The sequence below is a fragment of the Ascidiaceihabitans donghaensis genome (assembly GCF_900302465.1).
Taxonomy (GTDB): Bacteria; Pseudomonadota; Alphaproteobacteria; order Rhodobacterales; family Rhodobacteraceae; genus Ascidiaceihabitans; species Ascidiaceihabitans donghaensis.
The window spans coordinates 1,585,184-1,608,791 of the sequence record NZ_OMOR01000001.1 but is presented as its reverse complement, the minus strand read 5'-3'; the positions used below and the strand labels follow the sequence as shown (position 1 = coordinate 1,608,791).

The window sequence follows — 23,608 nt, the reverse complement described above, 5'->3', positions numbered from 1 at the left end:
ATGCCCATTGAAATTCTCATGCCCGCTCTCTCGCCTACCATGGAAGAAGGCACATTGGCCAAATGGTTGGTTAAGGAAGGCGACACCGTGTCCTCTGGCGATTTGCTGGCCGAAATCGAGACCGACAAAGCCACGATGGAATTTGAAGCTGTTGACGAAGGCGTCATTGGCAAGATTTTGATCGCGGAAGGCTCTGAAGGCGTCAAAGTAAACACCGCGATCGCAGTGCTTTTGGAAGATGGTGAAAGTGCCGATGATATTGGGACGGCGTCTGCACCAGCGGCCGCGCCTGTAGCTACGGAAGCCGCGCCTTCTGCACCTGTGGCAGAAACTGCCACGCCTGCTCCGGCCGCGCCTGCCGCCACTGATGGATCGCGCATCTTTGCATCCCCCTTGGCCCGTCGCATTGCGGCCTCCAAAGGTATTGATCTGGCCGCTTTGACTGGATCCGGTCCGCACGGCCGTATCGTCAAAGCCGATGTGGAATCGGCACAACCCGGTGCTGCGGCCCCGGCTACGACTGTATCTGCTCCTGCAGCAGCACCCGCCGTTGCTGCGGTTGCTTCAGGTCCGTCATCTGACGCCATTGCTAAGATGTATGAAGGTCGCGAATACGAAGAGATCGCGCTGAATGGGATGCGCAAGACTATTGCCGCGCGTTTGACGGAAGCCAAACAAACCGTGCCGCATTTCTATCTGCGTCGTGACATCAAGCTGGATGCGCTCTTGGAATTCCGTGGCACCCTGAATAAGCAGCTTGAAGCGCGTAACGTAAAGCTGTCTGTCAACGATTTCATCATAAAAGCCTGTGCATTGGCCTTGCAAAGCGTTCCAGATGCAAATGCGGTTTGGGCAGGTGACAAAGTCTTGAAACTGAAGCCATCAGATGTGGCTGTTGCTGTCGCAATTGAAGGCGGATTGTTTACACCTGTTTTGCAAGATGCTGAAATGAAGTCACTTTCAGCACTTTCAGCACAAATGAAAGATTTGGCAGGCCGGGCCCGTGATCGCAAACTGGCCCCACACGAGTATCAGGGGGGCAGCTTCGCAATCTCTAATTTGGGTATGTTCGGCATCGACAATTTCGACGCGGTGATCAACCCACCCCATGGTGCGATTTTGGCTGTCGGCGCTGGCAAAAAACAACCCGTGGTAGGCCCGGATGGTGATTTGGCAGTTGCGACAGTCATGTCCGTAACGCTTTCGGTCGATCACCGTGTAATCGATGGTGCGTTGGGTGCAGAGTTGCTGAATGCAATTGTCGAAAACCTTGAAAATCCGGTTGCAATGCTTGCATAAAAAGCAAATTCCAACATGAAAAAGGCCGCAGAGGAATTCCCCTGCGGCCTTTTTATTTGGAAAAATGAGAGTTTTACGCGCTGCTGTCTTTGCCCAACATATGGTTCATTGAAATAGAGGGTTGATCGCAGCCCGCCTCCCCCACAATTTTTGCAGGGATGCCAGCAACGGTCTTACATGCTGGAACTTCTGCCAATACCACAGATCCCGCTGCAATCCGGCTACAATTTCCAACCTTGATGTTGCCCAGCACTTTGGCTCCGGCGCCAATCAAAACCCCGTCACCAATTTTCGGATGACGATCTTCTTCCTCCTTACCGGTGCCCCCCAACGTCACCGAATGCAACATTGAGACGTTGTCACCTACCACTGCTGTTTCGCCAATTACGATCGAGTGGGCGTGATCTATCATGATACCACGACCCAATTTGGCGGCAGGGTGAATATCGACACCAAAAATTTCGGATACCCGCATCTGGAAGAAATACGCGAGGTCTCTGTGTCCTTGATCCCAAAGATAATGACCAACCCGATAGGCCTGTATCGCTTGATAGCCTTTGAAATACAAAATAGGTTGCAACAAACGGTGGCACGCCGGATCACGTTCGTAGATGGCCACCAGATCGGCCCGCGACGCGGCAACCAGTTCGGGGTTGGCAACGTAGGCTTCTTCCACGATCTCGCGGACCACAACCATCGACATCTCATTAGACGCAAGCTTGGCTGCAATGCGATAGGACAATGCCTTCTCGATAGATTTGTGATGCAAAATACAGGCGTGAACAAAACCGCCGATAAGCGGTTCGTCCGTAACAGCCTGACGTGCCTCATCTGTTATTTGTTCCCAAACCGGATCCAACGTCGCGATATTCGTGCGGAGATCAGCCATGATAAGCCTCGCTTTCTTTGGTACAGAATACCAATGTAAGCACGAAACGCCAAACGCAAAGCTGTGATGATCCACATTCGAAAAACCGATGAAAGGACAAAGGCCGTTATTTTGCACTCCTTCTGCGTCTCAAGACACATAAAACCGTCGATAAACACTTGGAAAACTCCAAGTTGTCGATGTTCGGCTCCGCTGCTTCAGGATACCGGGCGGCCGCTGAGGACAAAGTTCCATCACCCCATTCGGGGTGTATTCGACCAAAGTGTTTACGAAATCTATCTGCCCAATCCGCTTCGCGGATCAAGCGCTCTGTGAAACCCACTCGCGAAGTTTTTTGCACCTGCAAGAGAACTCGCGCTGCGTGAACCAAGTCACTGATCAAAACAGGTCGCATTATGCTGCGACCTGAACTTGGCGAAACAACCCGACACCGTAACGGGCAGAAACTTGAGCGACTTCAATCGTGTAGATCCCAAACACGCCGTCGGACGAGCGAATTGCTTCGGGGTAACTCCACTGGGTTTGGGTCAGCAGTTCTTCACGAAGCACTGAGGATCCACTCTTAACTCTCAAAATATAGCTTTCGCTTTCTTCCCCAATCGGAATATCGCCTGCGCCCCAATCATCACCTTCAATTCGCGAACGCCTGATCCACGAGACTTCATGGGTTGATGTCTTATCTTCAACCTTCAAATGCACTGGGGACAAGGGCCGCAAACCGTTTCCTTCAAACGCATGCTGCCTTTTCAGAAACGATGGGTGATCATACGTTGTATTGGCCGGTCCAATCAAAAAATTCTGATCGATGCCACGCAAATTACTTGCATATTCTATCTGACTGACAGCCCCGTTTAATAGCACGAACCAAGACCCCGCAGGCCAAGGGGCGGATGCAATAGCATCACTCCCGGCCTGCCCGCGCAACAAGTTTGTTAGCGTATAAGTATCTTGCGTAACAAGGTTAGCCTCTCGGAATTGGATGATTTCCCAATGCCCGGTCGAACCATCGCCAATGGCGGCCAGGTTTCCGCCAACCAAAAGCGCATTTTGGGTGATGGACGACAAGGTGCCGGTGGTAAGTTTTACCGTCAAATCAGAGCTGTGATCCAAAATTCCCGAAGGCGCTGTGTTCAAAACGGATTGCGTCACGCCAATAATTGACCGTTGCCCGAGAACCGAGTTCAGACTGAAATTCTCTTCGTCCGAAGATTGATAAATCGCAATTTCGCCCGGCCAGATCTTTCCAGTCACTGCAACATGAGGTGCATGTGGCACTTCATCGCCTGAAAGCATCGGCAGATCCAGGAAAAAGGGTGTGACTGGAACTGGTGCTACAAATTCTTCAACCCGTGGCATTTGTTCTTCAATTGAAGATGGCTCATAGACCGACGGCTCGACACGAACAGCTTCCATAAGCTGGGACGCGCCATGTTCAACGCGGTCAATCCGAAAAAGGGCTTCGCCTTCGGTTTGATCACCTGGCAACCGGATGATGTCTCCTGCACCAAGAGCTGCCATAGAAGCAGGCAAAGCCAATCTTACCGTATCGCGTGCAAGACGTGCTTCCGTTAACCATCTTTCCGATACTTGCCGTCCTTCTAGACGTGTCATGGACATTGGAAATTCGCTTGAAGAAACAGCATGCGTCGCTTCATCAGACAAAACGGCCTCTTCTGCCACGTTGTCAAAATTCCCGTCAGACTGCACAAACTTCAGGCGAACCCGGCCTGTCATTTCAGCTTCCGCTTCCCGGGACTGTTCTAACGAACTTTGCAAATCTGCACTTAGGGCCAAACGATCCAAGTCCAAATCAGTCGCATTCAAGCCGCTGCGCATTTTAAAAGACAATCCACCGTCTCGCTCAACCGCATCAAACCCGTACCGTAGCATCAAAGGCTGCAAAACACTCCGCGCATCCGACACATCACCCACCAGATAACCACGTACGTAACCATGAAGGTCGTGTGTATCGTATGCGGCGACCCCTGCATTTTCACAGATTTCGGATACAACTGATGCCAAGGATCGCGAAGCCGTACGTCCATTTATCCAGTGGCCGCGCGAATAGTTTTCACCATCGCTCCACAGGCCTGTATTGTTGGGAAAGAACGGAAACGGACGCGTGTCCCAGGCCCAGACGAATGATCGGCTTGTGTCGATCATGCGCCCTTCATAAAGCTCTGATTCCGGGTTGTTGACGGGATCTTGCCAATACTCTGTCATCGCCCGCAGATATTGCTTTTGGATCAAATCGTCTCGCGCACCCGTTGAATATTTGGGCAAATCGCTTTCGGAAGACTTGGCATCAAGAAATTTGTTTGGCTCATTGGTGCCTTTGTCAATTGCGGCGCAACCTATTTCTGTGAACCAAATCGGCTTTGCGCCAGGTTCCCACGAATTGGGTTGCGTGGCGCGCACCCCGTCTACTCGATCATAGTGTACCAAGGACCAAAAGCTACGGATGTCCTTGTACCGCCAAACCCATGGTTCACCTTCGGCTTCATCGGTTATGGTAGTGCGGATTTGCGCATTTTGAGCGTCAATTGAGTGGTAATACCAATCAAATCCTTCACCTCCTTCGATGTTGGATTTCAGGTACTCAAGATCATAAATCGCACCCCAATCCGCATCTGCGTGATCGACACCGTCGCGCCAATCCGACAAAGGCATGTAGTTGTCAATTCCAATGAAATCCACATTTTCATCCATCCAAAGCGGATCAAGATGGAAGTAACGGTCGCCTGCGGCATCCACTGGCTGATAACCAAAGTATTCAGACCAATCCGCAGCATAGGAAATTTTGGTATCTGGCCCAAGAATTGCACGTACGTCTGCGGCAAGAGCACGCAGGCGCTCTACGGCGGGGAAACTGTGTGCTTCAGCGCGAATTTGCGTCAACCCGCGCAGCTCAGAACCAATGCAGAAGGCGTCTACACCACCTGCGGCGACACACAAAGCTGCATAGTGCAAAATGAACCGCGACATGGTCCATTCTTGAGGGCCCGAATACGTCACCTGCTTACCTGAAATCGAGAAATCACTCGGGCGTACTGTGCCAAAAAACGCATCGACCTCGGCTCGGGCCGCTATAGTTTTGTCGGTGGTGCCGACCAGCCCCGGCGCTTTGTCAGTTGTAATGCGACCACGCCATGGCAATGCGGGTTGTGAAACAGCATCACTGTATGGATCAGGCAAGACGTTGCCATCCAACTGCTCCATCAGAATGAAAGGGTAAAACATGACGGCCGTTCCTGCGGCATTCATTGCTTCAATGGCTTCGACAACGGATTGATCCGTTGGAGTTCCACCATAAACCGGACGCCCGTCCAGAAGGCTCACCTCTTCGGCGGTGCTCCGGGTCAATCCGGACACGGACCATGGCATCTTTTGGCCATCGGCCAGTTTGTGTTCGACTTTGGGCTTTAACTTGCAGTGACCCGCGCGCAAATCGTCTCCAAACCAAGACACAACAAGAGATGCCGCACGACACGCCGGCAATTCAGCAGACAAGGTTTCTAACGATTGCGCAAAATCCGCCTTGCCAGAAGGTGAATTAACATTGGCACCAGATTGCGTACCTGCCCCATCTGAAAAATATACTGGCGTTGTAGCCAAAGCATATTCTCCTGTGCCCGGTATCATCGCAACAGCCTGAATGCCGCGTGTCATTTCATACTCGGCCCCGTTTTCATTGGATTGTTCGGGGCGAAGCACCTCAAAGGAGAATTGTGGAACGCGGTTCCCGAAACGCTGTAAAGCCAAATCCTCAAGCACGACGTAAGCGGTGCCGCGATACGCAGGAACACTTCCCGCACCTTCCACCGCTTCGATCGCCGGATCTGGCAATTGATCCTGGCTGCCCGGGTAGACGCGCATGTTCAAGCTGTCTGGGGACACTTCTTCACCATCCGCCCAAACGCGACCAACCCCCGAAATTTCGCCCTCACACACAGCGACGGCAAGGCTAACAGTATAGCTATATTCCGTGGTTTTAGGTTGTGACGGCGCACCTTTGCCGCCACCGGTAACCGTTGTTGCTTCGCCAAAGTCAGAAGCCCAAATTATATGCCCACCAAGACGCATGCGACCGTAGACTTGCGCAATTGGATCGCCCTCGCCGGCATTGGTCAGGCGAAATCGGTCGACACGCCCGGTTTCGACAGCGTCTGATCCTGACCCCATCAGCTTTTGATCCAAAACACGCCCGAAAGTCGCGCCAACTGCGCGCCCAATGACGGCCGAAGACAAACCGGCAAATGTGCCACCAATGGAGCTGCCGACAGCAGCCCCGCCTGCAGATAGAAGTACCGTTGCCATCAGTTGATCTCCTTAGGAAATTGGAACCGTGCCACAATGCGGCGACGCCAGGGGGCGCTAAGCGGACTTTCCACAACACCATGCCCGGAATAGGCATGGACAAAGCTGCCACTCACCCCGACATTTGCTGCAATGCCAAGATGTTTGGCGACGCCACCAGAACGCATCCGGAACAGCAAAACATCACCTGACGCTTCGGTATCCAAAGGCTTTTTCAAAAAATGACGCATGGCCGCATTCCACAAACGCTCTTCGCCTTGTGGCTCAGACCAATCCATCGAATAGGCCGGGGCTTGTTCGGGCTCATTGCCCAAGACGTCCCGCCAAACGCCGCGCAAAAGGCCCAGACAATCCGTGCCAGCGCCTTTTGATGATGCTTGGTGCACATACGGTGTACCAATCCACTGACGCGCCACAGCTATGACGACTTTTCCATGTCCACTCATCTGCGGCTGCCTCCGGTGTTGGGGTTGCTCGACTTGGGCTGGCTAAGCAGCCAGTCTTCACCTGGGAGGTCGGGGAACCCCTGAAAATTGATAATATTTGAGAATTTTTCCGAACATGTACTCAGCAGCTTGTCGCATCCAGCAAGCAGCCGGACCTCATCGGTTGGTAAGATCGGCGCGCGAATAGGCTGCCAAAGCTCGATCTCGCGGATGCCATCCTGCAAGCGATCATGTTTGATAGCCCCCCACAGTCCCGCAGCGGCACCGCTTTGAACATTCAAGCGGCCACGCTGAAACCAGGCATCGTCAAATGCGCCGAAATCAGTCCAGCGAAATATGCGATTGCCCTCAATGTCAGAGACAGTCTTGTCAGTAAAAAAGCCTGGCTGGGATAGGTCAAAGCGACAGGTTCCATCACCAAGAACTGCGGTGCAGGGCTTTTGATACACACGACCCAAAGGGCGGTTTAGCGCTTCAGTCAAGCCTCGCAACTCGGCTTGAAAGGCACCACCCGCGCGACGCATTTCGCCAATGGTCCCACGAAATTGCATCCAGCGCTGATCGACATCGGCCCAATTGACCAACCATGATCGCACTTCTGCGCCATCAAAGCGACCAGCCTCAATGTCGTCTTCGCGGACAGCTGCGTCCGTCAGCGCACCAAGGGCTTCTGTGTTGTCTACGGACAGACCCGTGCTTGTGGCCAAAGCGCTTGCGCTAAGACCTGTTTCGGCGCGAAAATCGACACCCCCAAACCGCAAATTTTGATCGTGATCCGTGAATCCATACTTCACACCATCCGTCCGCGTGATACGCCAACACCGGCACAAGGTTGTTAAACCTGTGCCGACATGCGCCAAAAATGCTTCTCTTCGATCCGACATCAGACACGTACCTCGACAATAGGAACATCTGGCACGTCACCTGCTTGGAAACTGGCCATGTTGGTGTGGATGTGATCGGTGTCAAAACGCACAGGAACGTCAAACTCGAAGCCTGCTGTGATTGGGTGTTCTGGCTCTGGGGGATGGGCGAACGTCACCAAGCCTGATGTTTCATCGACAACATAGTCGATTGTGTTGGTCATCTCGTCTTGCGCGACACCAATTCGTACAGTGCCCGCGACAGGTTTGGAAATAGGGCGGGCATAGGTATGCAAGCCAGAACGGTACACTTTGACCAAGGGGAAATCGACTGTCACACCATCACCGAAAGCGATTTCCTGATCATCATATTGAACCTCGGCACCGCTTAAACCCGATTTGTAGTCAGACCAATCTTTCCAGCGAAAGCCGTACATCTGCCCCATGCGCGCCTCGAAGAAGGCGATCAACAGTTGAACATCATCCAAGGACCGCATGCCCAGGCCCGCGTCGTAGCGGCGCTTTGAATGGGCCCAAGGAGAATTGCGTTCTTCATGGCCGTTGGCCAATGTGACGATCTCCGTGCGGCGCTCAGGACCGCCTGCGGATCCAAAGCTAAGTGATGCTGGAAACCTGACTTCGTGAAATGACATTGATTTGCTCCCCTCGGATTAACGATTGCGGTTGGCACGGCCCAAGGCGCGGCTCATTTGCGTGGCGATTTGGCTTTGCGATCTGGCAAAGCCCTGTACATCGGGCGTGGTGATATTCATGACGATAGACGCGCCGCCACCGCCACCACCGCGCACACCCAACTTTCCATCCGGACCTCGGGCCAACGGCATGATCGCTTCTGGCCCGGCTTCGCCCATGACACCCATGCCGCCACGCATGCCAAAAGGGGTGGTGCTGCTGACGACGCCGCCATTGGCGAAAGGCATGACGCGGCCCTGGCTAAACGGCGCACCGTCGGCAAAGGGTAAAATCTTACCTAAAAGACCGCTGACACCTTGCGACAAAAGCCCGCCAAAATGACCGGCAATGGGCTTCATGGCCGCATTGTACGTCGCTTTGATCATGGAATCCGCGACATTGCGCAAAGCATCAGACAGTTTGTCGCCGTCAAAAACCACGCCATCAAAGGCTTTGCGCAAACCAGAGGACAAGCCCTTTTCCAACACGCGCACATCTTGTCCGGTCTCGACCAAAACACCACGCATGCGATGCAATTCGCTGGAAAACCCGGACACTAAATTAGACGTTGTGCCAAGGCTGTCATTCAATCCATCAGCCTGAGATTCAAGATTTTCAAATCCGTTTATGTCACTCATCGCGAAGCTCCTTCTTTTCTATCTGGATACGCTGCCATCAACGCATCCAAACCGCTGCTCAACAAAGGCGCGGACGTGCCCTTGTCACCCAGCATCAACTGCAATTCGGCTGGGGTCAGGGACCAAAACTCATCTGGCTTTAGTCCCAGCCCCTGAACACCCGCGCGCAGCAAAGCGGCCCAATCCAGCCCGTGCGGTGGTTCTGTTTGCTGCGCATGGTCACTCATGACGTTGGCAATACAAACGCACGCGCCAACAATTCGGCACCGGCACGGGCAGCGGCCATGGGACCACCTTCAATTTCGGCCTCTGCCAGATCAGCCAAGGTCAAGCCTGAGCCACCGCCAGCCAAACCGGCAGCGATCAGTGCCAAAACATCACGGGAAGAAAAGCGTGTGCTTTCAAACCGTTCGACCAATGCCAACAGCGATGGCTCATCCAATTCCGCTTCCAAGGATGCCAAAGCACCCAAAGTCAGCCGCATGACGTGTGGCGCACCATCAATGGTCAGCGACACGTCCCCTCTCCAAGGATTTGTCATGGCGGATCAGATAGCAGTGAAATCAAGGGCGCCTGCGCTGGCCATCGACAACTCGTATGTCGCTTCGCCGTTGTGGCTGCCGGAATATTCGATGGCGGTGACCTGAAAGGCCCCTTCGACGATGCCGAAGTCAGGAATGATGACCTGGAATTCGGGCGTTTCGCCGTCAAAGAATAATTGGCGGGCGCGTTCGTCTGTGCCCTCGTCTTTGAAGACACCGGATCCGGAAATCGAACAGGATCGCACACCTGCGCCCGCCAACAACTCGCGCCAGCCGCCTTGGCTTTCCAAAGACGTCACATCAACCGTTTCCGCGTTAAAGCTGACGCGTGTGGCCCGCAGCCCCGCGATGGTTTCAAACTGACCGTCAGAGGTCATATCCACTTTGACCAGAAGGTCCTTACCGTTTTGAGCACCCATAGGTTTTCTCCAATAATGTAGGGGTTATTCTTCGACACGCGCCCGAAAACGCAGATCAATCTTGCGGCCCGATCCGCCATCGATGCGACCAGCAACTGCGCGTTCAAACATCAACGACACCAACCTGCCCCGACTTAGGGTCAGATCTGCATCATGCAGAACTTCGCTGATGGCGGACGCGGCGTGTTTGGCCGCCGTGAAACCGGGGGTTTCGGTAACAACAGACACCGTAAACTGATGGACTGCACCGTTGCCTGTTTTGTCAGATGCATCCTGAACCGTTTCCGGGCCAAGGCTGACATATAACGACGGCAGAGTGCCCGACGGGATAGCATCATAAATCGCCGAACCAACAAGCGTACCCAAATCGACATCATCGCTTAGGGCTTGATAGACAGCGGCCTGCAAAGGGGCGGCAAGAACATAGCTCATGACACCACCTCTTCGTTGGCAAAGCACGTTAGGTAACACGCGCCCATGTCAGTCTCGGCCACCGCCTGAATGCGAAAGATACGGTTTCCATCACGGAAACGCTGTTGCGACGTAGGGCGCTGGATATGACCAACGGGCGCGGCGCGAACGATGATCTTGTAGCTGACATCGGACAAGGGGGCGCCAGATTGCGTGGCTTCGCGACCAGTACGGGCCACAACTTCGGCCCATAGAACACCCAATGCGGTCCAGCTTTCACTAAAGCCGCCTGCCCCATCACTTTGGTGGTCCGGCGCTTCTAAAGTCAGCCGTCGGTTCAAACGTGGGGACATTATGCCGTCCCCCCGGACCAAATACGCATGACCTTGTAACGTTCGATCAGGCTGGCCACACCAAATGGCATGCACCCGTCAGACAAAGAGGTCTCATTGCGAAATTCATAGTAGTGCGAGGCCAAGAGCAAAACGGCCTGACGCAAATCTGCAGGCACATCATCCCAAGCCGCGCCATAGCCTGCCAAGAACGTCAAGACCACGGACCCATTGTGCGGCACGCGTGGCAAACATGTACCCGTTGCCCGCACGCGTGGGCGCTGCTGGTCTTGTTCCAGCCAGAAAGCATCGTTGGCAACGGCAGTGCGTGCGCCATCACGGGCGACCATCTCCACACTCGTGATTGCCTTAACAGGGGCCACAGGCAACACTTGGGCGGTGGCATCACGCCAGATCGTCAAAGTCCAGCTGAAATCACGTTCCAACAACACTTTGCCCGTGCGGGCCTCGACGGCTGCAATGGAAGCGCGCAGGAAACTGCGTAGCACCTCGTCTTGCAGAGTATCCTCACCAAAGCCGGTGCCTTGACGTAAATGCGCTTTGAACGCGTCCACTGGCAAAACCGCATCGGCTACCGTGGTTTCCTCAATCAACATCATGGAAGGTCTCCAGAAAAATTCCTGCCCCTGTGGTGTCCAAATCCCTGATCAGAACCCGGGCGCGCGCCAGCCGTTGTTGCTCGGACGGAGGGGAGCAGCTAGACAACGCCAGCTTTCGCGGCGCGCACCCGGACGGCGAAAGGCCAGACGCCTTTCGCCTTTCACAACACGCGGTTAAGCGGTTGCGAATTTCAGCAGTTTGATCGCTGCAAAGTCGCTGACATCACCGCCAACACGCTTTGTGGCATAGAACAGCACATGCGGTTTCGCGCTAAAGGGATCACGCAGGATGCGCAGATCTGGGCGTTCGGCGACCGTGTAACCGGCGGCGAAATCGCCAAAGGCAATGGCGTCGGCGCCTGTGGACACGTCCGGCATGTCTTCTGCGATCACAACAGGATAACCCATCAGCGTTGCAGGTTGGCCAGCAGCCAAGCCATCGGACCACATGAAACGACCATCGTTGTCTTTCAGTTTGCGCACCAGACCGGCGGTCTTGGAGTTCATCACAAATGTGCCGTTCGCGCGGTATTCTGCACCCAAAGCATAGACCACATCGATAATCGCTTCGGGTGTGACGTCACCGTCCACACCTGTTGGCACATACCCAAGGTTGCCCCAGGCCCAAACGTCATTGTCTACGGATGTATGCGCCAAAAAGCCCTTTGGCTTGTCGATACCGTCACCGTTGATGAAGGCGGCGGCTTCGGCACGGGCAAACTTGTCGGCGATGCGACCAGCCAGCCAGCCTTCGATGTCAAACGCAGAGTCGTCCAAAAGGCGCTGCGATGCTTTCGGCAAAGCAGAAAGCTCGTGCAACTGGATGGAAATGCGGTCGATAGATGGTGTCGCACTTTCAGACACGCCGCCCGCTTCGGTGGCCCAACCTGTATCGACGTCGGAATGGTCGATCAACACATCATAAGATGTGGCTTCGACATTGACGACAGATGCGATGGCACGGATGGACGCCGTGGCATTCAACGTGGATTTCACCGTGTCGGATGTCTGCGGATCAACGAGGTAACCGCCATCGCTGTTCACAGCCGTGGACAGGCCCTTGGCTTCGATTTCGAGGCCACGCAGACCATCATCATCACCCGAACGCAGATATGCGTTGAAAGCTTTCTGATGGGGCGCACCCGCTTCAGTGGCGCCGGCCAAAGGCGTACGAATGGCAGAGTTTGATTTACGATCCAGCATGGTCAGTCGCTCTTCTGTTTGTTGAAATTTGGTCTGAATGTCGGCTGCGAAGCCTTTGAAGTCGCTTACAAAGCCAGTGACGGCTTGCATCGCACCCTCGGCCGGAGACAAACCTTCCCCGGCCCGAGACTTGATCTCGGTCTTGCTCATGAAGCATTCCTTGATGGTTAAAGTGAAAGACGCAGTGCGGGGTTATCCCGCGTCGCGCGCCAGCTCTGTGCGCAGGCCCTCAAAGGCCGCCGCCATTGCCCGCATTGCCGCATCATCGGCATCCAAAGCCTCTGATTTTGCAGCCACACGGGCACTGGGCAACATTGGGAAAGTGACCAATGACACCTCCCAAAGTTCCAGTTCGGTCAAAAGCCGTTGGCCTTTGTCATTCTTGGTCGCTTTGACGGTGCGATAGCCGATGGACAGCCCGTCAATGGCGCCCGCAGCAATCAAAGACGCCGCTTCACGACCCTTTTGGGTGGTGTCCAGCAAGCGGCCCTTGACCCAAAGGCCCTTGGCATCTTCGTGGACTTCGTCCCACACCCCGATGGGTTGGGCCGGGTCGTGTTGCCACAACATTTTCACGTTGCGCCCCTTGGCGGCGATGTCGGTCAGGGAACGCGCATACGCCCCTTTGCCCACGACATCACCGCCTTGATCACATTCGCCAAACAGGCTGGCATAGCCCTCGATCAGCGTACCATCTTGCACCTCGATGCCATCGCCAAAGCGGGCAAATTTGTGCTCCAAACCAGTGTCCATATCCATGGGCCACTCCTTTTGTTAACTACTGTGGAACGCCTAGGGCGCGGCCACCAAGAAAGATTGAAACGCCTGCGCCAGAATGACAGCAACAACACCGTAGACGGTCAACCAAAGGCGCTTTTCCAAGCGCTCCATCATCTCTTCGAGACGATCGAGACGACGGTTGATGTTGGTATAATGCAGTTCCGACACGCGCTCATGTGCTTGCAACCGAAGACCGGGCGCACACTCAAAGCGCTCAAATAGCTTCGGGTCACTCATCCGCACCCTCCGATGGCAAGGCAGGCAAGCCCAGGATACTGCGCTTTTCCGCCTGCGTCAGAAACGCGGCACCAGACACACGCGACCATTGGGCATCGCGCTCTGCAGACAAGGCAGACACCTGATCCAGATCCGGCTTTAGCTGAACGGTTTCACCTGTATGCGCCCCAAGCCACTCTGCCAAAGCCGCCGTCACCCGCGTGGCCAACGGCAACACCGTCAAACGGTAGAACGCGCGATTGGCTTCCTGATAATTGGCATAGGTCGCATCGCCCTGAATACCGATCAACATCGGCGGCACCCCAAAGGCCAAGGCGATTTCACGCGCGGCGGCTTCTTTGGTTTTTTGAAATTCCATGTCAGAGGGCGAAAAGCCCATTGGTTTCCAATCAAGGCCACCTTCCAACAACATGGGACGGCCCGCGTTGCGTGCACCTTGGTGCATGCTTTCCATCTCGCCGACCAACCGGTCATATTGGTCTGTGCTTAAGCTGCCTTGGCCTTCGGCACCCTTGTAGACAATGGCACCAGACGGGCGTGCCGCATTGTCCAACAAGGCTTTGGACCAGCGAGACGCCGAATTGTGTACATCCAACGCCATGGCTGCTGCCTGCATGGGCGAGAAACCATAATGATCGTCTTGGGGATGGAAGCTTTTGATATGGCAAATCGGGGACACGTCACCCGTGGCGTCAAAGCGGTGTTTTCTGCCGCTAACGGCGTATTCATAGGCCACAGGCCAACCATCCGCACCAGGCACAACCGACATCCGGTCAGAACGCAGAACATGCAGCTCTAATGGGGCGCCACTTTCACCGGCAACCGCTTCTATATAGCCATTGCCGGACAGCAAAAGCTGACCATAGAGCGCCTCCAACAGCTCGGCACGGCCTTGCATGGGGTTTGGGCGCGTGACCAACGACAGCAAGGGATGCATGTCGTAGCGGCGCTCGTGATCTTGCATGATCAAAGGCAACGCAGCCGCAGCTTCAGCGATCAGCTTAACCGACCGGAACCCCACCGGATTGCCGGAAAATCCTGTGCGGGTCAAAGACACCGTATCGCGCGGCGACCATGCCACACGGCCCGATGTTTGATAGGCCACAACAGGGCCTGTCGCACTTGCCTTTTGCTCCGACACTGTTTGCTCGGACATGGTGGCCTGAGCCCCGAATGCATCCTTGCGTCGCAAGAAATCAAATACCATGACAGTCGCTCCTATCTCGTTCATGACGCCGTTGCGCCTAATTTAGCTAAAATTGACGGCTAACCCGTTAAGGCACCGTACGGTGGTCTGTTGCGGGTAAAATAGTTCGAAAACCCCTGCCCCTTTCGGGGGTACCTCACAGGGCTACAACGCCCGCATGCCGGGCTGGCGCCACTTGGCGGCAGGCTCAATCATCACCTCGTGTAACGCCCAGACAAGGGCATCAACTCGGTCCGGCGATCCATCCCCTTCGAAACCGGATGTTGTCATACGCACCATCTGATCCTCGAGGGCGACCAAATCGCCGGTGACGTGCAGGACACGGCCCTGCTCATAAAGGGCGGCGACAGGTTCTGCGCGGGCCACCTTACCGCGCGAGGCATGAACGCCCTTGTAAGGCACCAAAGCATCCACCTGACGGATCACCTCGGCCACCATCTGGCCACCTTGGTTAACTTCCGCCACCAGACGATCCGCGCCAAAGCGCTCCATGGCTTGAATTGCGGCCTTTGCCCAACCCACAGGGGTCATGCCCTGCACAGTGCAATCGGCCAGAACATAAGCCCGCCAGTCTTGCGGCGGCCCCTTGGTGACAGCGCCAACAACAACAATGCCACATTCATCTGAGGATTTGCCATTGGTCGTGGCCGGATCAACCGCGACAACGATGCGGTCCAGTTCAGGGGGGCGGACAACTTGCGCGCCCTCCAGCATGGCAGAGGTCCACAAGGCCCCTTCCGCGTCCGCCAGCAATACACCGTCCAGTTCCTGACGGGCAAGACGCGTGCCATCGTACCGGCGGCGGACCTCTTCCAGGAAGGACGACGCCAGATTGGCACGGTTTGCTTCGGTGGGGGCGTGGGTGACCACGGTGGACGGGGCCTCTAGCAGTTTTTTTAACACGCCCACGTTGCGGGGGGTGGTGGTGACACAAACCTGCGGCAAGTCCCCCAAGCGCAGGGCAAATTGCAATTGATCCCATGTCTCTTGCGCTTTGCGCCATTTGGCCAGTTCGTCCACCCAAGCCCCGTCAAATTGCGGACCACGCAAACCTTCGGGATCATGCGCGGTGTGGACAGACGCGACAGCACCATTGGGCCATTCCAACCGCTTGCGCGAGGCCACCCACGTGGGGCGACGGTCTTCGGGCGAACAGGCCAATATGCCACTGTCGCCAAAAATCATAACTTCGCGGACCTGATCGATGGTTTCCCCCACCAAAGCGATACGCGAACAAGGGCCAGGGTCCATGGGCAGCGCACCTTCCACTTTGGAACGCACCCATTCGGCCCCGGCACGGGTTTTGCCCGCACCGCGCCCACCCATGATGACCCATGCCCGCCAATCTCCTTCCGGAGGCAACTGGTGGGGCATAGCCCAGAAATCGAATAGAAAAGGGAGAGCCAAAAGCTCTCCCTGATCCAACTCATTAAGGAAGTGTGCCTGTGCCTGTGCATCGGCGGAGCTTATTAAGCTTGCACCCGATCGCAGCGCGTGCTGCGTCGAGGTCAAGGGCATATGCCGCTCCCGGGGCAATACCAGCTTGTCTGCGTCTGCATTCGGCAAGATTCATCTCCAACTTTTGACAAAGACCGATTTGAACCGTCATTTGGGTCGCGGCAGTCTTCATTTTGGTCGTGTTCACTTCCTCCCCTGCGTTGACCCGTATGTTCAGGTCTTCAATCTCGCGCCGTAAAGCGCGAACAGTCTCGGTCACAGAAGCCAAAAGCTCCTGCATTTCCGCGACTTCAACGTCAGGGGTTATTAAGGTCATGTCTGGTTATTCACCTCTCATGCGTAGAGTTTACCCGCACGAGAGAAACGAAAAAACGGCAGTCAGGTCACCCCGACGGCCGTTTAGCCACTTCTTCTAGCTTGCACCAAGTTATACATTTGACCGTTCGCAAAGTCAAGGTAAATGCGTTCAATATCAAAGCGTTAAGCGAACGCTGAATTAACTTTCCCTTAACAAATCAAGCACGCCATCAATTGTCAGCTGCACGCTCCGCCTCAATCACACGCCACTTGGCAACGTTGCGGTTGTGCTCATCCAAGGTGACAGCAAAGGCATGACCACCAGTGCCATCGGCCACAAAGAAGATGTAGTCGGTGTTTTCAGGGTTACCCGCAGCCATCAAGCTGGCAAGGCCCGGATTGGCGATAGGCGTTGGCGGCAATGCGGGGATCACATAGGTGTTCCACGGGGTTTCGGCACGCAGTTCGGACCGGCGCAGACCACGGCCCAAAACGCCTTCGCCTTTGGTTATGCCGTAAATCACAGTCGGGTCCGTTTGCAGTTTCATGCCTTGGTTCAGGCGGTTGACGAAGACACTTGCCACCTGACCGCGTTCGCGCGCAACACCGGTTTCTTTTTCGATGATCGACGCAAGGACCAGCAACTCTTCGGGGCTTTTCAAAGGTACATCGTCCCGACGCGCAGCCCATGCATCCGCGATGCGCTTCTTTTGGGCCTGCTCCATCCGGGTCAAAACTGCCAAACGGTTGTCGCCGGGCTTCACCTCGTAGCTGTCAGGGGCCAAAGCCCCCTCGGAGGGCACCTCTGGCACCTCCCCCTTCAGAACATCCATTCCCTTGAGGCTATCAACAACCTGCCAGCTTGTGACACCTTCCGCAAAAGCGATGCGGAAACGGGTGTCGGAATCCGCTTTTGTTTCCGTGTACAGCGCAGGGATTTCGTCCACAGCGGGATTGAACTGGGCTTTTTCAACGTAACGGTTGTCGGATGGGTCCAGTTCACGAACTTGAATACTCAGGCGGTTCACGCCAATGCGGTAGACGATTTCCGTGCCGCATGTGCTGGCACCACCGCGTGTGACCACATCCACGATCTCTTGCATGGAAGCGCCCGGTTCAACCAGATAGCTGCCAGCCTTCAACTGGGACGATTTGTCGGAATAATCCGCGCCCACACGAAACAATGTGCCGCTGCTGACCGCGCCCTGCTCTTCCAGGTTTTTACTGACGCGGCGCATGTTGGACCCACGGTCCACCTGCACACATATCGCCTCCGACAGCGGGCCTGCCGCCTGATAGCTTTGCTTGCCCCAAAGGATGATCCCCCCAAGCATAAACAAAGCCACAATCAAAAAGGTCACGCCATTAGACGCGATATGTCGCCACATCAGTCAACTTTCCCAAACAATACGGAAGCGTTTGTGCCACCAAAGCCAAAGGAATTGGACAAGGCCACTTTGACTTCGCGCTCAACCTTCTTATTGGGGGCCAAATCGATCTTTGTCTCAACAGCCGGGTTATCAAGGTTGATGGTCGGGGGGCAAACCTGATCGCGAATGGCGAGGATCGAAAAGATGCCTTCGATCGCACCAGCCGCACCCAGAAGGTGACCTGTAGCGGATTTGGTAGATGACATCGTAACCTTGGACGCATGATCGCCCATCATACGCTCAACCGCACCCAATTCGATGGTATCCGCCATCGTGGACGTGCCGTGGGCGTTGATGTAATCGACATCTTTGGGTTCCAGCCCCGCATTGCGCAACGCGGCACGCATGGACCGCTCACCGCCTTCGCCATCCTCAGATGGGGCAGTGATGTGATAGGCGTCACCGGACAGGCCATAGCCCAGAACCTCGGCGTAGATCTTTGCGCCACGGGCCTTGGCGTGTTCATATTCTTCCAGCACAACGATGCCTGCGCCCTCGCCCATAACAAAGCCATCGCGATCTGCGTCATAAGGGCGCGATGCTTTCTTGGGATCATCCGCGCCCTTGGTGCTCAGCGCCTTGCAGGCGTTGAAACCGGCAATGCCAATCTTGCAAATCGCAGCCTCGGCGCCACCTGCAACCATCACGTCGGCGTCGCCAAACATGATCAGACGGGACGCATCACCAATGGCATGCGCGCCAGTAGAACAGGCCGTCACAACCGAATGGTTGGGGCCCTTGAAGCCGTATTTGATCGAAACCTGACCGGAAATCAGGTTGATCAAAGCACCCGGCACAAAGAACGGGCTGACACGGCGTGGGCCTTTTTCTTCCATCATGACAGCAGTGTTGGCGATAGAATTCAAACCACCAATACCGGAGCCGATCAAAACGCCCGTGCGTTCACGGCTCTCATTGTCTTCCGGGGTCCAACCTGCGTCTTCAACCGCCTGCTGAGCGGCGGCCAGACCAAAGCGGATGAACGTATCGACTTTGCGCTGTTCCTTGGGGGCCATGTACGTGTCGGCGTTGAACGTGCCATCGCTGCCGTCACCCAAAGGCACTTCGCAGGCGTATGTTGTCGCCAAACCTTCCGTGTCAAAGCCGGTAATCGGGCCTGCACCGGACTGGCCGTCCAGAATGCGGCTCCAGCTTGCTTCAACGCCATCCGCCAACGGTGTGACCAGGCCCAAGCCTGTTACAACTACTCTACGCATCCTATGCCCCTCACGTATTCAATGCCCCCCCATATCAAGTGGATGGCCCCCTGTTCAAGTGGGCTCATTTGGGTTGCGGAGGCTTCTGGCGGATCATCAACTGCGAAGGATGACCTTCAAATGTGGTCAAACGCAGTGGCACATAGCCCAAATGGGCCGAAAGCTGTGCGGACGCTTGGTTTTCAGGCGCCAACTGGCACACCAACGGACCGGTAATGACACGGTCAAACCATTCATGGGCGGCACTGGTGGCTTCCATTCCGTACCCTTGGCCATGCACATCCGGGGTCAAAATCCAGCCTGCCTCTGGGCCAACGTCAAAATCTTCACCCAATTCCCGGCACCCGTGAAAGAAACCCACCTGCCCGATCAACCGCTTTGTTCCACGTTCTTCAATGCCCCATTGACCAAAACCGGTGATTTGCCATTGGCCTGCATTTCGCAAAAATGCACCCCAGGATGCAGCTTTGCTGCGTGACGCTCCACCGATGTAGCGCACCACATCCTGCATCGTCCAGATTTCGGCAAACCGCGAAAAATCCTGCGGGCCAAGGGCACGTAGGGTAAGACGGGATGTGTTTATAGTCGGGATAGCGCGTGAAATCATGATCTGCCTGTTTTGGATCACTGAAGCCCGAACGCAGGCATGATGCAACACGACTTTGGGCAAGACGGGCGGGATCAGCATGTTCTTGCACATGCAAATCATAAAAACGGACAGCCCGATGGACTGCCCGCACTCTTTACCGGATCACTGGTGAACAAACTTATTTCAGCGAATTCAAACCGAACATGTTGCCTTCGGTGTCCATGATCAAAACAATCCATCCAAAATCGCCGATAGAAAATTTGGACCGGGCCACAACACCTCCAGCCTCAACAACACGGGCTTCGTTGATGGCGCAATCTTCAACCGAGAAGTACACGACTGTGCCGCCCACACCGGGCCCAGCATGTGGGGCTTTGGTCAATGCGCCTCCAGCTCCGTATGCGGCCACATCGGCGGGAAAGCTCATCATTTGGCTTTCGCCAGTGGGATCGCCCATCTGTTCCAGCTTGGTGTCCAGAACAGCTTCATAAAAGGCGGTGGCCCGCTCCAGGTCGTTCACGTAAATGTCGAACCATCCAACTGCGTTCATTTTGCTCATAACCGTCTCCTTGATCTGTCGTTATGAGACTTTATTACGCGCCCCTCGCCTGCCCGTATTGTAGATTTCAGACATCATATTTTTTTGCGTATTTTCCGGGGGTGTATCCGGTGGCGCGGCGAAATGAATGGATGAAATGGGACTGATCGGCATATGACCACGTGTCATTGCCATTCAATGACATCTGGAGCCGCAGCACTTTCAGGAAATCATGGGGTGAAAAGCCTGTGGTGCGTTTGAGTGTGCGCTGCAGTTGTCGCGGCGACAGGTTTGCGGCGTCTGCCATATCAGCCACGTTGTGCAAATCATCCAGATGCTGAAAAATCTTTTCCGTCACCAGATTGCGTTTCACGATGCCATCTCGGACAAGGCCGTCAACCAAATCACTCAAGCTTGGGATATGTTTCGGCAACGCCTCCCCGGTAAGGGTCTTGTTGAGCTCAAGCAACGGCAAAGCGCCAGTGTAGGCGTCTTCGACCATGCCATAGGCCACTTGATCAAGGCTGGGCTGCCAGACACCGGGCAAAAAGCGAATGTTCACAAAATGGAACTGGCGGCCCAGATTGAATTCTTCTGATTCTGCACGCAGCTTGGACACGCCTGCGATGCGTTTGTCCAATTGGTCAAACACAATGTAGGTGCAGGCATCGGGCAGCGCGTGAAACCGGTAGTCTTCATTCAAACGACCGTTGGTGTTCAATTCCAAAAACCGGTGCACGATGCCGCGCAGATGCTCTGGCGGTTCCAGTTCAGTGAACTGCACCGCATCTATGGATTTTTCTTTGCCGTTGCCTTTTGGGTCATACATTTTTGCAGGTCCACCTAAGTGCGTCTGGCCACCGCGCGAGAAAATAGCGCGAAACAGCGGTACAAACAAAAAACGGCGCCCCGAAAAAAGGGACGCCGTTTAGAATGTCAGGGCTGGATCCGGTTGGGATCAGGACGCTTTCGTGATGAAACCAACCGCGTCGCCGAAGCTTTGGATTGTTTCTGCCGCGTCGTCTGGGATTTCGATGCCGAACTCTTCTTCGAACGCCATAACCAGCTCAACTGTGTCCAGGCTGTCTGCGCCCAGATCGTCGATGAAGGACGCGCCTTCAACAACTTTGGATTCTTCAACGCCCAAGTGCTCTACAACGATCTTTTTCACGCGGTCTGCGATGTCGCTCATCTCAATATTCCTCATCTTAAGGGTCGGAAGTGACCCTGTAGGTGTTGGCCCCAAGTGCGGGAACCCTCTTGCCCCGAGTGTGGGACGGTTCAGGCCCATCCACTTGGAAAGGCCGACCCTTCGGCTTATGCTTCAAGGTCAATTCTGCGCCGCCTATAGCATAGTCCACGCATATGGCAAATGATTTGGCGTCACGGCCTACAACATGGCCATGCCACCGTTCACGTGCAAGGTCGTCCCCGTGATATAACCTGCCTCGGGGCTGGCCAAGTACATGACAGCGCTGGCAATTTCGGCGGGATCCCCCATGCGACCGGCGGGGATTTGCCCAAGAATACCGGCCTTTTGGTCATCCGTCAGCTTGTCGGTCATCGCTGTCGCAATAAAGCCCGGTGCCACAGCATTTACCGTGATTCCCCGACTTGCGACCTCATATGCCAGTGACTTGGTCATGCCGACCATACCCGCCTTAGAGGCCGCATAGTTGGCTTGGCCTGGGTTTCCGGTGGCACCCACAACGGATGAAATATTCACAATACGGCCCCAGCGGGCTTTCATCATGCCACGCATCACACCCTTGCACAGCTTCATCGTGGCGGTCAGGTTCACAGCCAAAACGCTGGACCATTCGTCGTCAGACATGCGCATAAACAAGTTATCGCGCGTGATGCCGGCGTTGTTGACCAAAATATCAACCGACCCCATGGCCTCTGCGGCTTGCTTGGGCAACGCGTCAACGGCGGCCATATCGCTTAGGTTGCAAGGCAAAACATGGGCACGTTCGCCCAGCTCGGCCGCCAGTGTCTCCAGCGGTTCTACCCGCGTGCCAGACAGTCCAACGGTGGCCCCCGCCCCATGCAGCTGCCGCGCAATATCCGCGCCAATGCCACCGGATGCGCCCGTCACAAGCGCATTTTTTCCTGTTAGATCAAACATTCTCAAACCTCCTTGGCCGCAACAACATCAGCGGCTGTGCCGATGGCGCGGGTTGCAATACTGCGGTCGATGCGGCGGATCATGCCAGACAAGGCTTTGCCCGCGCCGATTTCCCATATGTCTGTAACGCCTTGTGCGCCCATCCAAGCGACGCTTTCGCGCCAGCGTACCGATCCTGTGACCTGTTCCACCAACAGCCCGCGAATGGCATCTGCCGATGTCACAGCCTGCGCTTGCACATTCGCCACCAAAGGCACAGCCGGATCAGACACAGTGACCTCGGCCAAGGCCGCTTCCATGACGCGGGCCGCAGGCTCCATCAAAGCGCAATGGAACGGTGCGGACACAGGCAGCAGAACCGCACGCTTTGCACCTTTGGTTTTTGCAATCTCGATGGCGCGTTCAACAGCGGCCTTGTGACCAGAAATCACCACCTGCCCAGGGTCATTGTCGTTGGCGGCCTGACACACCTCATCGCCTGCGGCCTCCGATGCCACGGCAGTCGCTGCCTCAAAGTCCAGCCCCAGCAAAGCGGCCATAGCGCCCACACCGACCGGAACGGCCTGCTGCATCGCTTGACCACGCGTGCGCAACAAACGCGCCGTGTCGGCCACTGAAATCGCACCGGCAGCAGCCAACGCCGAATACTCACCCAGCGAATGGCCCGCAACAAAAGCGGCCCGATCCAAAGTCAATCCTTCAGCTTCCAACGCACGCATGGCCGCCAAAGACGTTGCCATCAAAGCGGGTTGCGCGTTTTGGGTCAGCGTCAACGTGTCCTGATCACCGTCCCAAATAAGCTGCGACAGGTTTTCACCAAGTGCATCATCAACTTCTTGAAAGACAGCCCTAGCCGCAGGATAAGCCTCTGCCAGATCCTTCCCCATGCCAATGGTTTGCGCCCCTTGGCCCGGAAATACAAATGCGGTTGTCATGTAAAAATCCCCATCATGGTGTTGAAAGGGGTGTAGCCACAAAGAGGCACGCTGGGCAACCCTGCTCAGAGCCTGTGCAAAAATGCGACTTACGTTTAGATGAATAACAGCTACATCTGA

General features: G+C 55.3%; 27 protein-coding genes. 1 reads left to right on the top strand and 26 read right to left on the bottom strand.

Annotation, left to right across the window (positions count from 1 at the left end; genetic code table 11):
* A complete protein-coding gene (locus ASD8599_RS08045; RefSeq protein WP_108828050.1) occupies positions 1-1,299 on the top strand; it encodes a pyruvate dehydrogenase complex dihydrolipoamide acetyltransferase in 1,299 nt (432 codons plus the stop codon).
* Positions 1,300-1,372: 73 nt separating this feature from the next.
* Here the strand turns inward: ASD8599_RS08045 and cysE are convergent, their stop codons facing one another.
* The 26 genes from cysE to fabD form a co-directional block, all read right to left on the bottom strand.
* Positions 1,373-2,188, bottom strand: coding sequence for a serine O-acetyltransferase (cysE, locus tag ASD8599_RS08040; RefSeq protein WP_108828049.1), 816 nt, complete (start codon positions 2,186-2,188; stop codon positions 1,373-1,375).
* A gap of 106 nt (positions 2,189-2,294) precedes the next feature.
* Positions 2,295-2,582 carry a DUF7742 family protein gene (locus tag ASD8599_RS20580; protein ID WP_479688722.1) on the bottom strand — a complete coding sequence of 96 codons (288 nt, stop codon included), beginning with the start codon at positions 2,580-2,582 and terminating at the stop codon, positions 2,295-2,297.
* Positions 2,582-6,505 carry a baseplate multidomain protein megatron gene (locus ASD8599_RS08035; protein WP_108828048.1) on the bottom strand — a complete coding sequence of 1,308 codons (3,924 nt, stop codon included), beginning with the start codon at positions 6,503-6,505 and terminating at the stop codon, positions 2,582-2,584. Before ASD8599_RS08035 ends, ASD8599_RS20580 begins: the two co-directional genes overlap by 1 nt.
* Complete coding sequence (locus ASD8599_RS08030) at positions 6,505-6,951, bottom strand: NlpC/P60 family protein (RefSeq protein WP_108828047.1); 447 nt, start codon at positions 6,949-6,951, stop codon at positions 6,505-6,507. Before ASD8599_RS08030 ends, ASD8599_RS08035 begins: the two co-directional genes overlap by 1 nt.
* Positions 6,948-7,835, bottom strand: coding sequence for a DUF2163 domain-containing protein (locus ASD8599_RS08025; RefSeq protein ID WP_108828046.1), 888 nt, complete (start codon positions 7,833-7,835; stop codon positions 6,948-6,950). The genes ASD8599_RS08030 and ASD8599_RS08025 overlap by 4 nt, the downstream gene beginning before the upstream one ends.
* Complete coding sequence (locus tag ASD8599_RS08020) at positions 7,835-8,467, bottom strand: DUF2460 domain-containing protein (protein WP_108828045.1); 633 nt, start codon at positions 8,465-8,467, stop codon at positions 7,835-7,837. The genes ASD8599_RS08025 and ASD8599_RS08020 overlap by 1 nt, the downstream gene beginning before the upstream one ends.
* An 18-nt stretch (positions 8,468-8,485) precedes the next feature.
* Positions 8,486-9,145 (bottom strand): phage tail tape measure protein, encoded by a 660-nt coding sequence (locus tag ASD8599_RS08015; RefSeq protein ID WP_108828044.1) that lies wholly within the window; start codon positions 9,143-9,145, stop codon positions 8,486-8,488.
* A complete protein-coding gene (locus ASD8599_RS08010; protein WP_108828043.1) occupies positions 9,142-9,372 on the bottom strand; it encodes a rcc01693 family protein in 231 nt (76 codons plus the stop codon). Before ASD8599_RS08010 ends, ASD8599_RS08015 begins: the two co-directional genes overlap by 4 nt.
* The gene (locus ASD8599_RS08005) at positions 9,369-9,686 is read right to left on the bottom strand and encodes a gene transfer agent family protein (RefSeq protein ID WP_108828042.1); all 318 of its coding nucleotides are present in this window, start codon (positions 9,684-9,686) and stop codon (positions 9,369-9,371) included. The genes ASD8599_RS08010 and ASD8599_RS08005 overlap by 4 nt, the downstream gene beginning before the upstream one ends.
* A gap of 6 nt (positions 9,687-9,692) precedes the next feature.
* Positions 9,693-10,106 (bottom strand): phage major tail protein, TP901-1 family, encoded by a 414-nt coding sequence (locus ASD8599_RS08000; RefSeq protein ID WP_108828041.1) that lies wholly within the window; start codon positions 10,104-10,106, stop codon positions 9,693-9,695.
* A gap of 24 nt (positions 10,107-10,130) precedes the next feature.
* On the bottom strand, positions 10,131-10,538 hold the full coding sequence (locus ASD8599_RS07995; protein ID WP_108828040.1) for a DUF3168 domain-containing protein: 408 nt from the start codon (positions 10,536-10,538) through the stop codon (positions 10,131-10,133).
* Positions 10,535-10,870, bottom strand: a complete 336-nt coding sequence (locus ASD8599_RS07990) for a phage head closure protein (RefSeq protein ID WP_108828039.1) — start codon at positions 10,868-10,870, stop codon at positions 10,535-10,537. Before ASD8599_RS07990 ends, ASD8599_RS07995 begins: the two co-directional genes overlap by 4 nt.
* Positions 10,870-11,469 (bottom strand): head-tail connector protein, encoded by a 600-nt coding sequence (locus tag ASD8599_RS07985; protein ID WP_108828038.1) that lies wholly within the window; start codon positions 11,467-11,469, stop codon positions 10,870-10,872. The genes ASD8599_RS07990 and ASD8599_RS07985 overlap by 1 nt, the downstream gene beginning before the upstream one ends.
* Positions 11,470-11,643: 174 nt before the next feature.
* Positions 11,644-12,822 (bottom strand): phage major capsid protein, encoded by a 1,179-nt coding sequence (locus ASD8599_RS07980; RefSeq protein ID WP_108828037.1) that lies wholly within the window; start codon positions 12,820-12,822, stop codon positions 11,644-11,646.
* 42 nt (positions 12,823-12,864) lie between these two features.
* Entirely contained in the window at positions 12,865-13,431 is a 567-nt protein-coding gene (locus tag ASD8599_RS07975) for an HK97 family phage prohead protease (RefSeq protein ID WP_108828036.1), read from the bottom strand.
* A gap of 33 nt (positions 13,432-13,464) precedes the next feature.
* Positions 13,465-13,689, bottom strand: coding sequence for a GTA head formation protein, RCAP_rcc01685 family (locus ASD8599_RS07970; protein WP_108828035.1), 225 nt, complete (start codon positions 13,687-13,689; stop codon positions 13,465-13,467).
* Positions 13,682-14,896, bottom strand: coding sequence for a phage portal protein (locus ASD8599_RS07965; RefSeq protein WP_108828034.1), 1,215 nt, complete (start codon positions 14,894-14,896; stop codon positions 13,682-13,684). Before ASD8599_RS07965 ends, ASD8599_RS07970 begins: the two co-directional genes overlap by 8 nt.
* Positions 14,897-15,040: 144 nt before the next feature.
* A complete protein-coding gene (locus tag ASD8599_RS07960; protein ID WP_181364437.1) occupies positions 15,041-16,414 on the bottom strand; it encodes a DNA-packaging protein in 1,374 nt (457 codons plus the stop codon).
* A gap of 467 nt (positions 16,415-16,881) precedes the next feature.
* A complete protein-coding gene (gene mltG / locus ASD8599_RS07950) occupies positions 16,882-18,039 on the bottom strand; it encodes an endolytic transglycosylase MltG (RefSeq protein ID WP_108828031.1) in 1,158 nt (385 codons plus the stop codon).
* Entirely contained in the window at positions 18,039-19,298 is a 1,260-nt protein-coding gene (gene fabF, locus ASD8599_RS07945; protein WP_108828030.1) for a beta-ketoacyl-ACP synthase II, read from the bottom strand. The genes mltG and fabF overlap by 1 nt, the downstream gene beginning before the upstream one ends.
* A gap of 64 nt (positions 19,299-19,362) precedes the next feature.
* Entirely contained in the window at positions 19,363-19,986 is a 624-nt protein-coding gene (locus ASD8599_RS07940) for a GNAT family N-acetyltransferase (RefSeq protein WP_245925971.1), read from the bottom strand.
* A 79-nt stretch (positions 19,987-20,065) separates the two neighbouring features.
* Entirely contained in the window at positions 20,066-20,446 is a 381-nt protein-coding gene (locus ASD8599_RS07935; RefSeq protein ID WP_108828029.1) for a VOC family protein, read from the bottom strand.
* Positions 20,447-20,513: 67 nt separating this feature from the next.
* Complete coding sequence (locus tag ASD8599_RS07930; RefSeq protein WP_108828028.1) at positions 20,514-21,254, bottom strand: helix-turn-helix domain-containing protein; 741 nt, start codon at positions 21,252-21,254, stop codon at positions 20,514-20,516.
* A gap of 129 nt (positions 21,255-21,383) precedes the next feature.
* Positions 21,384-21,617 carry an acyl carrier protein gene (locus ASD8599_RS07925; protein WP_108828027.1) on the bottom strand — a complete coding sequence of 78 codons (234 nt, stop codon included), beginning with the start codon at positions 21,615-21,617 and terminating at the stop codon, positions 21,384-21,386.
* Between the two features lie 198 nt (positions 21,618-21,815).
* A complete protein-coding gene (gene fabG, locus ASD8599_RS07920; protein WP_108828026.1) occupies positions 21,816-22,553 on the bottom strand; it encodes a 3-oxoacyl-[acyl-carrier-protein] reductase in 738 nt (245 codons plus the stop codon).
* A gap of 2 nt (positions 22,554-22,555) precedes the next feature.
* Positions 22,556-23,488 (bottom strand): ACP S-malonyltransferase, encoded by a 933-nt coding sequence (gene fabD / locus ASD8599_RS07915; protein WP_108828025.1) that lies wholly within the window; start codon positions 23,486-23,488, stop codon positions 22,556-22,558.
* Positions 23,489-23,608 lie beyond the last annotated feature (120 nt).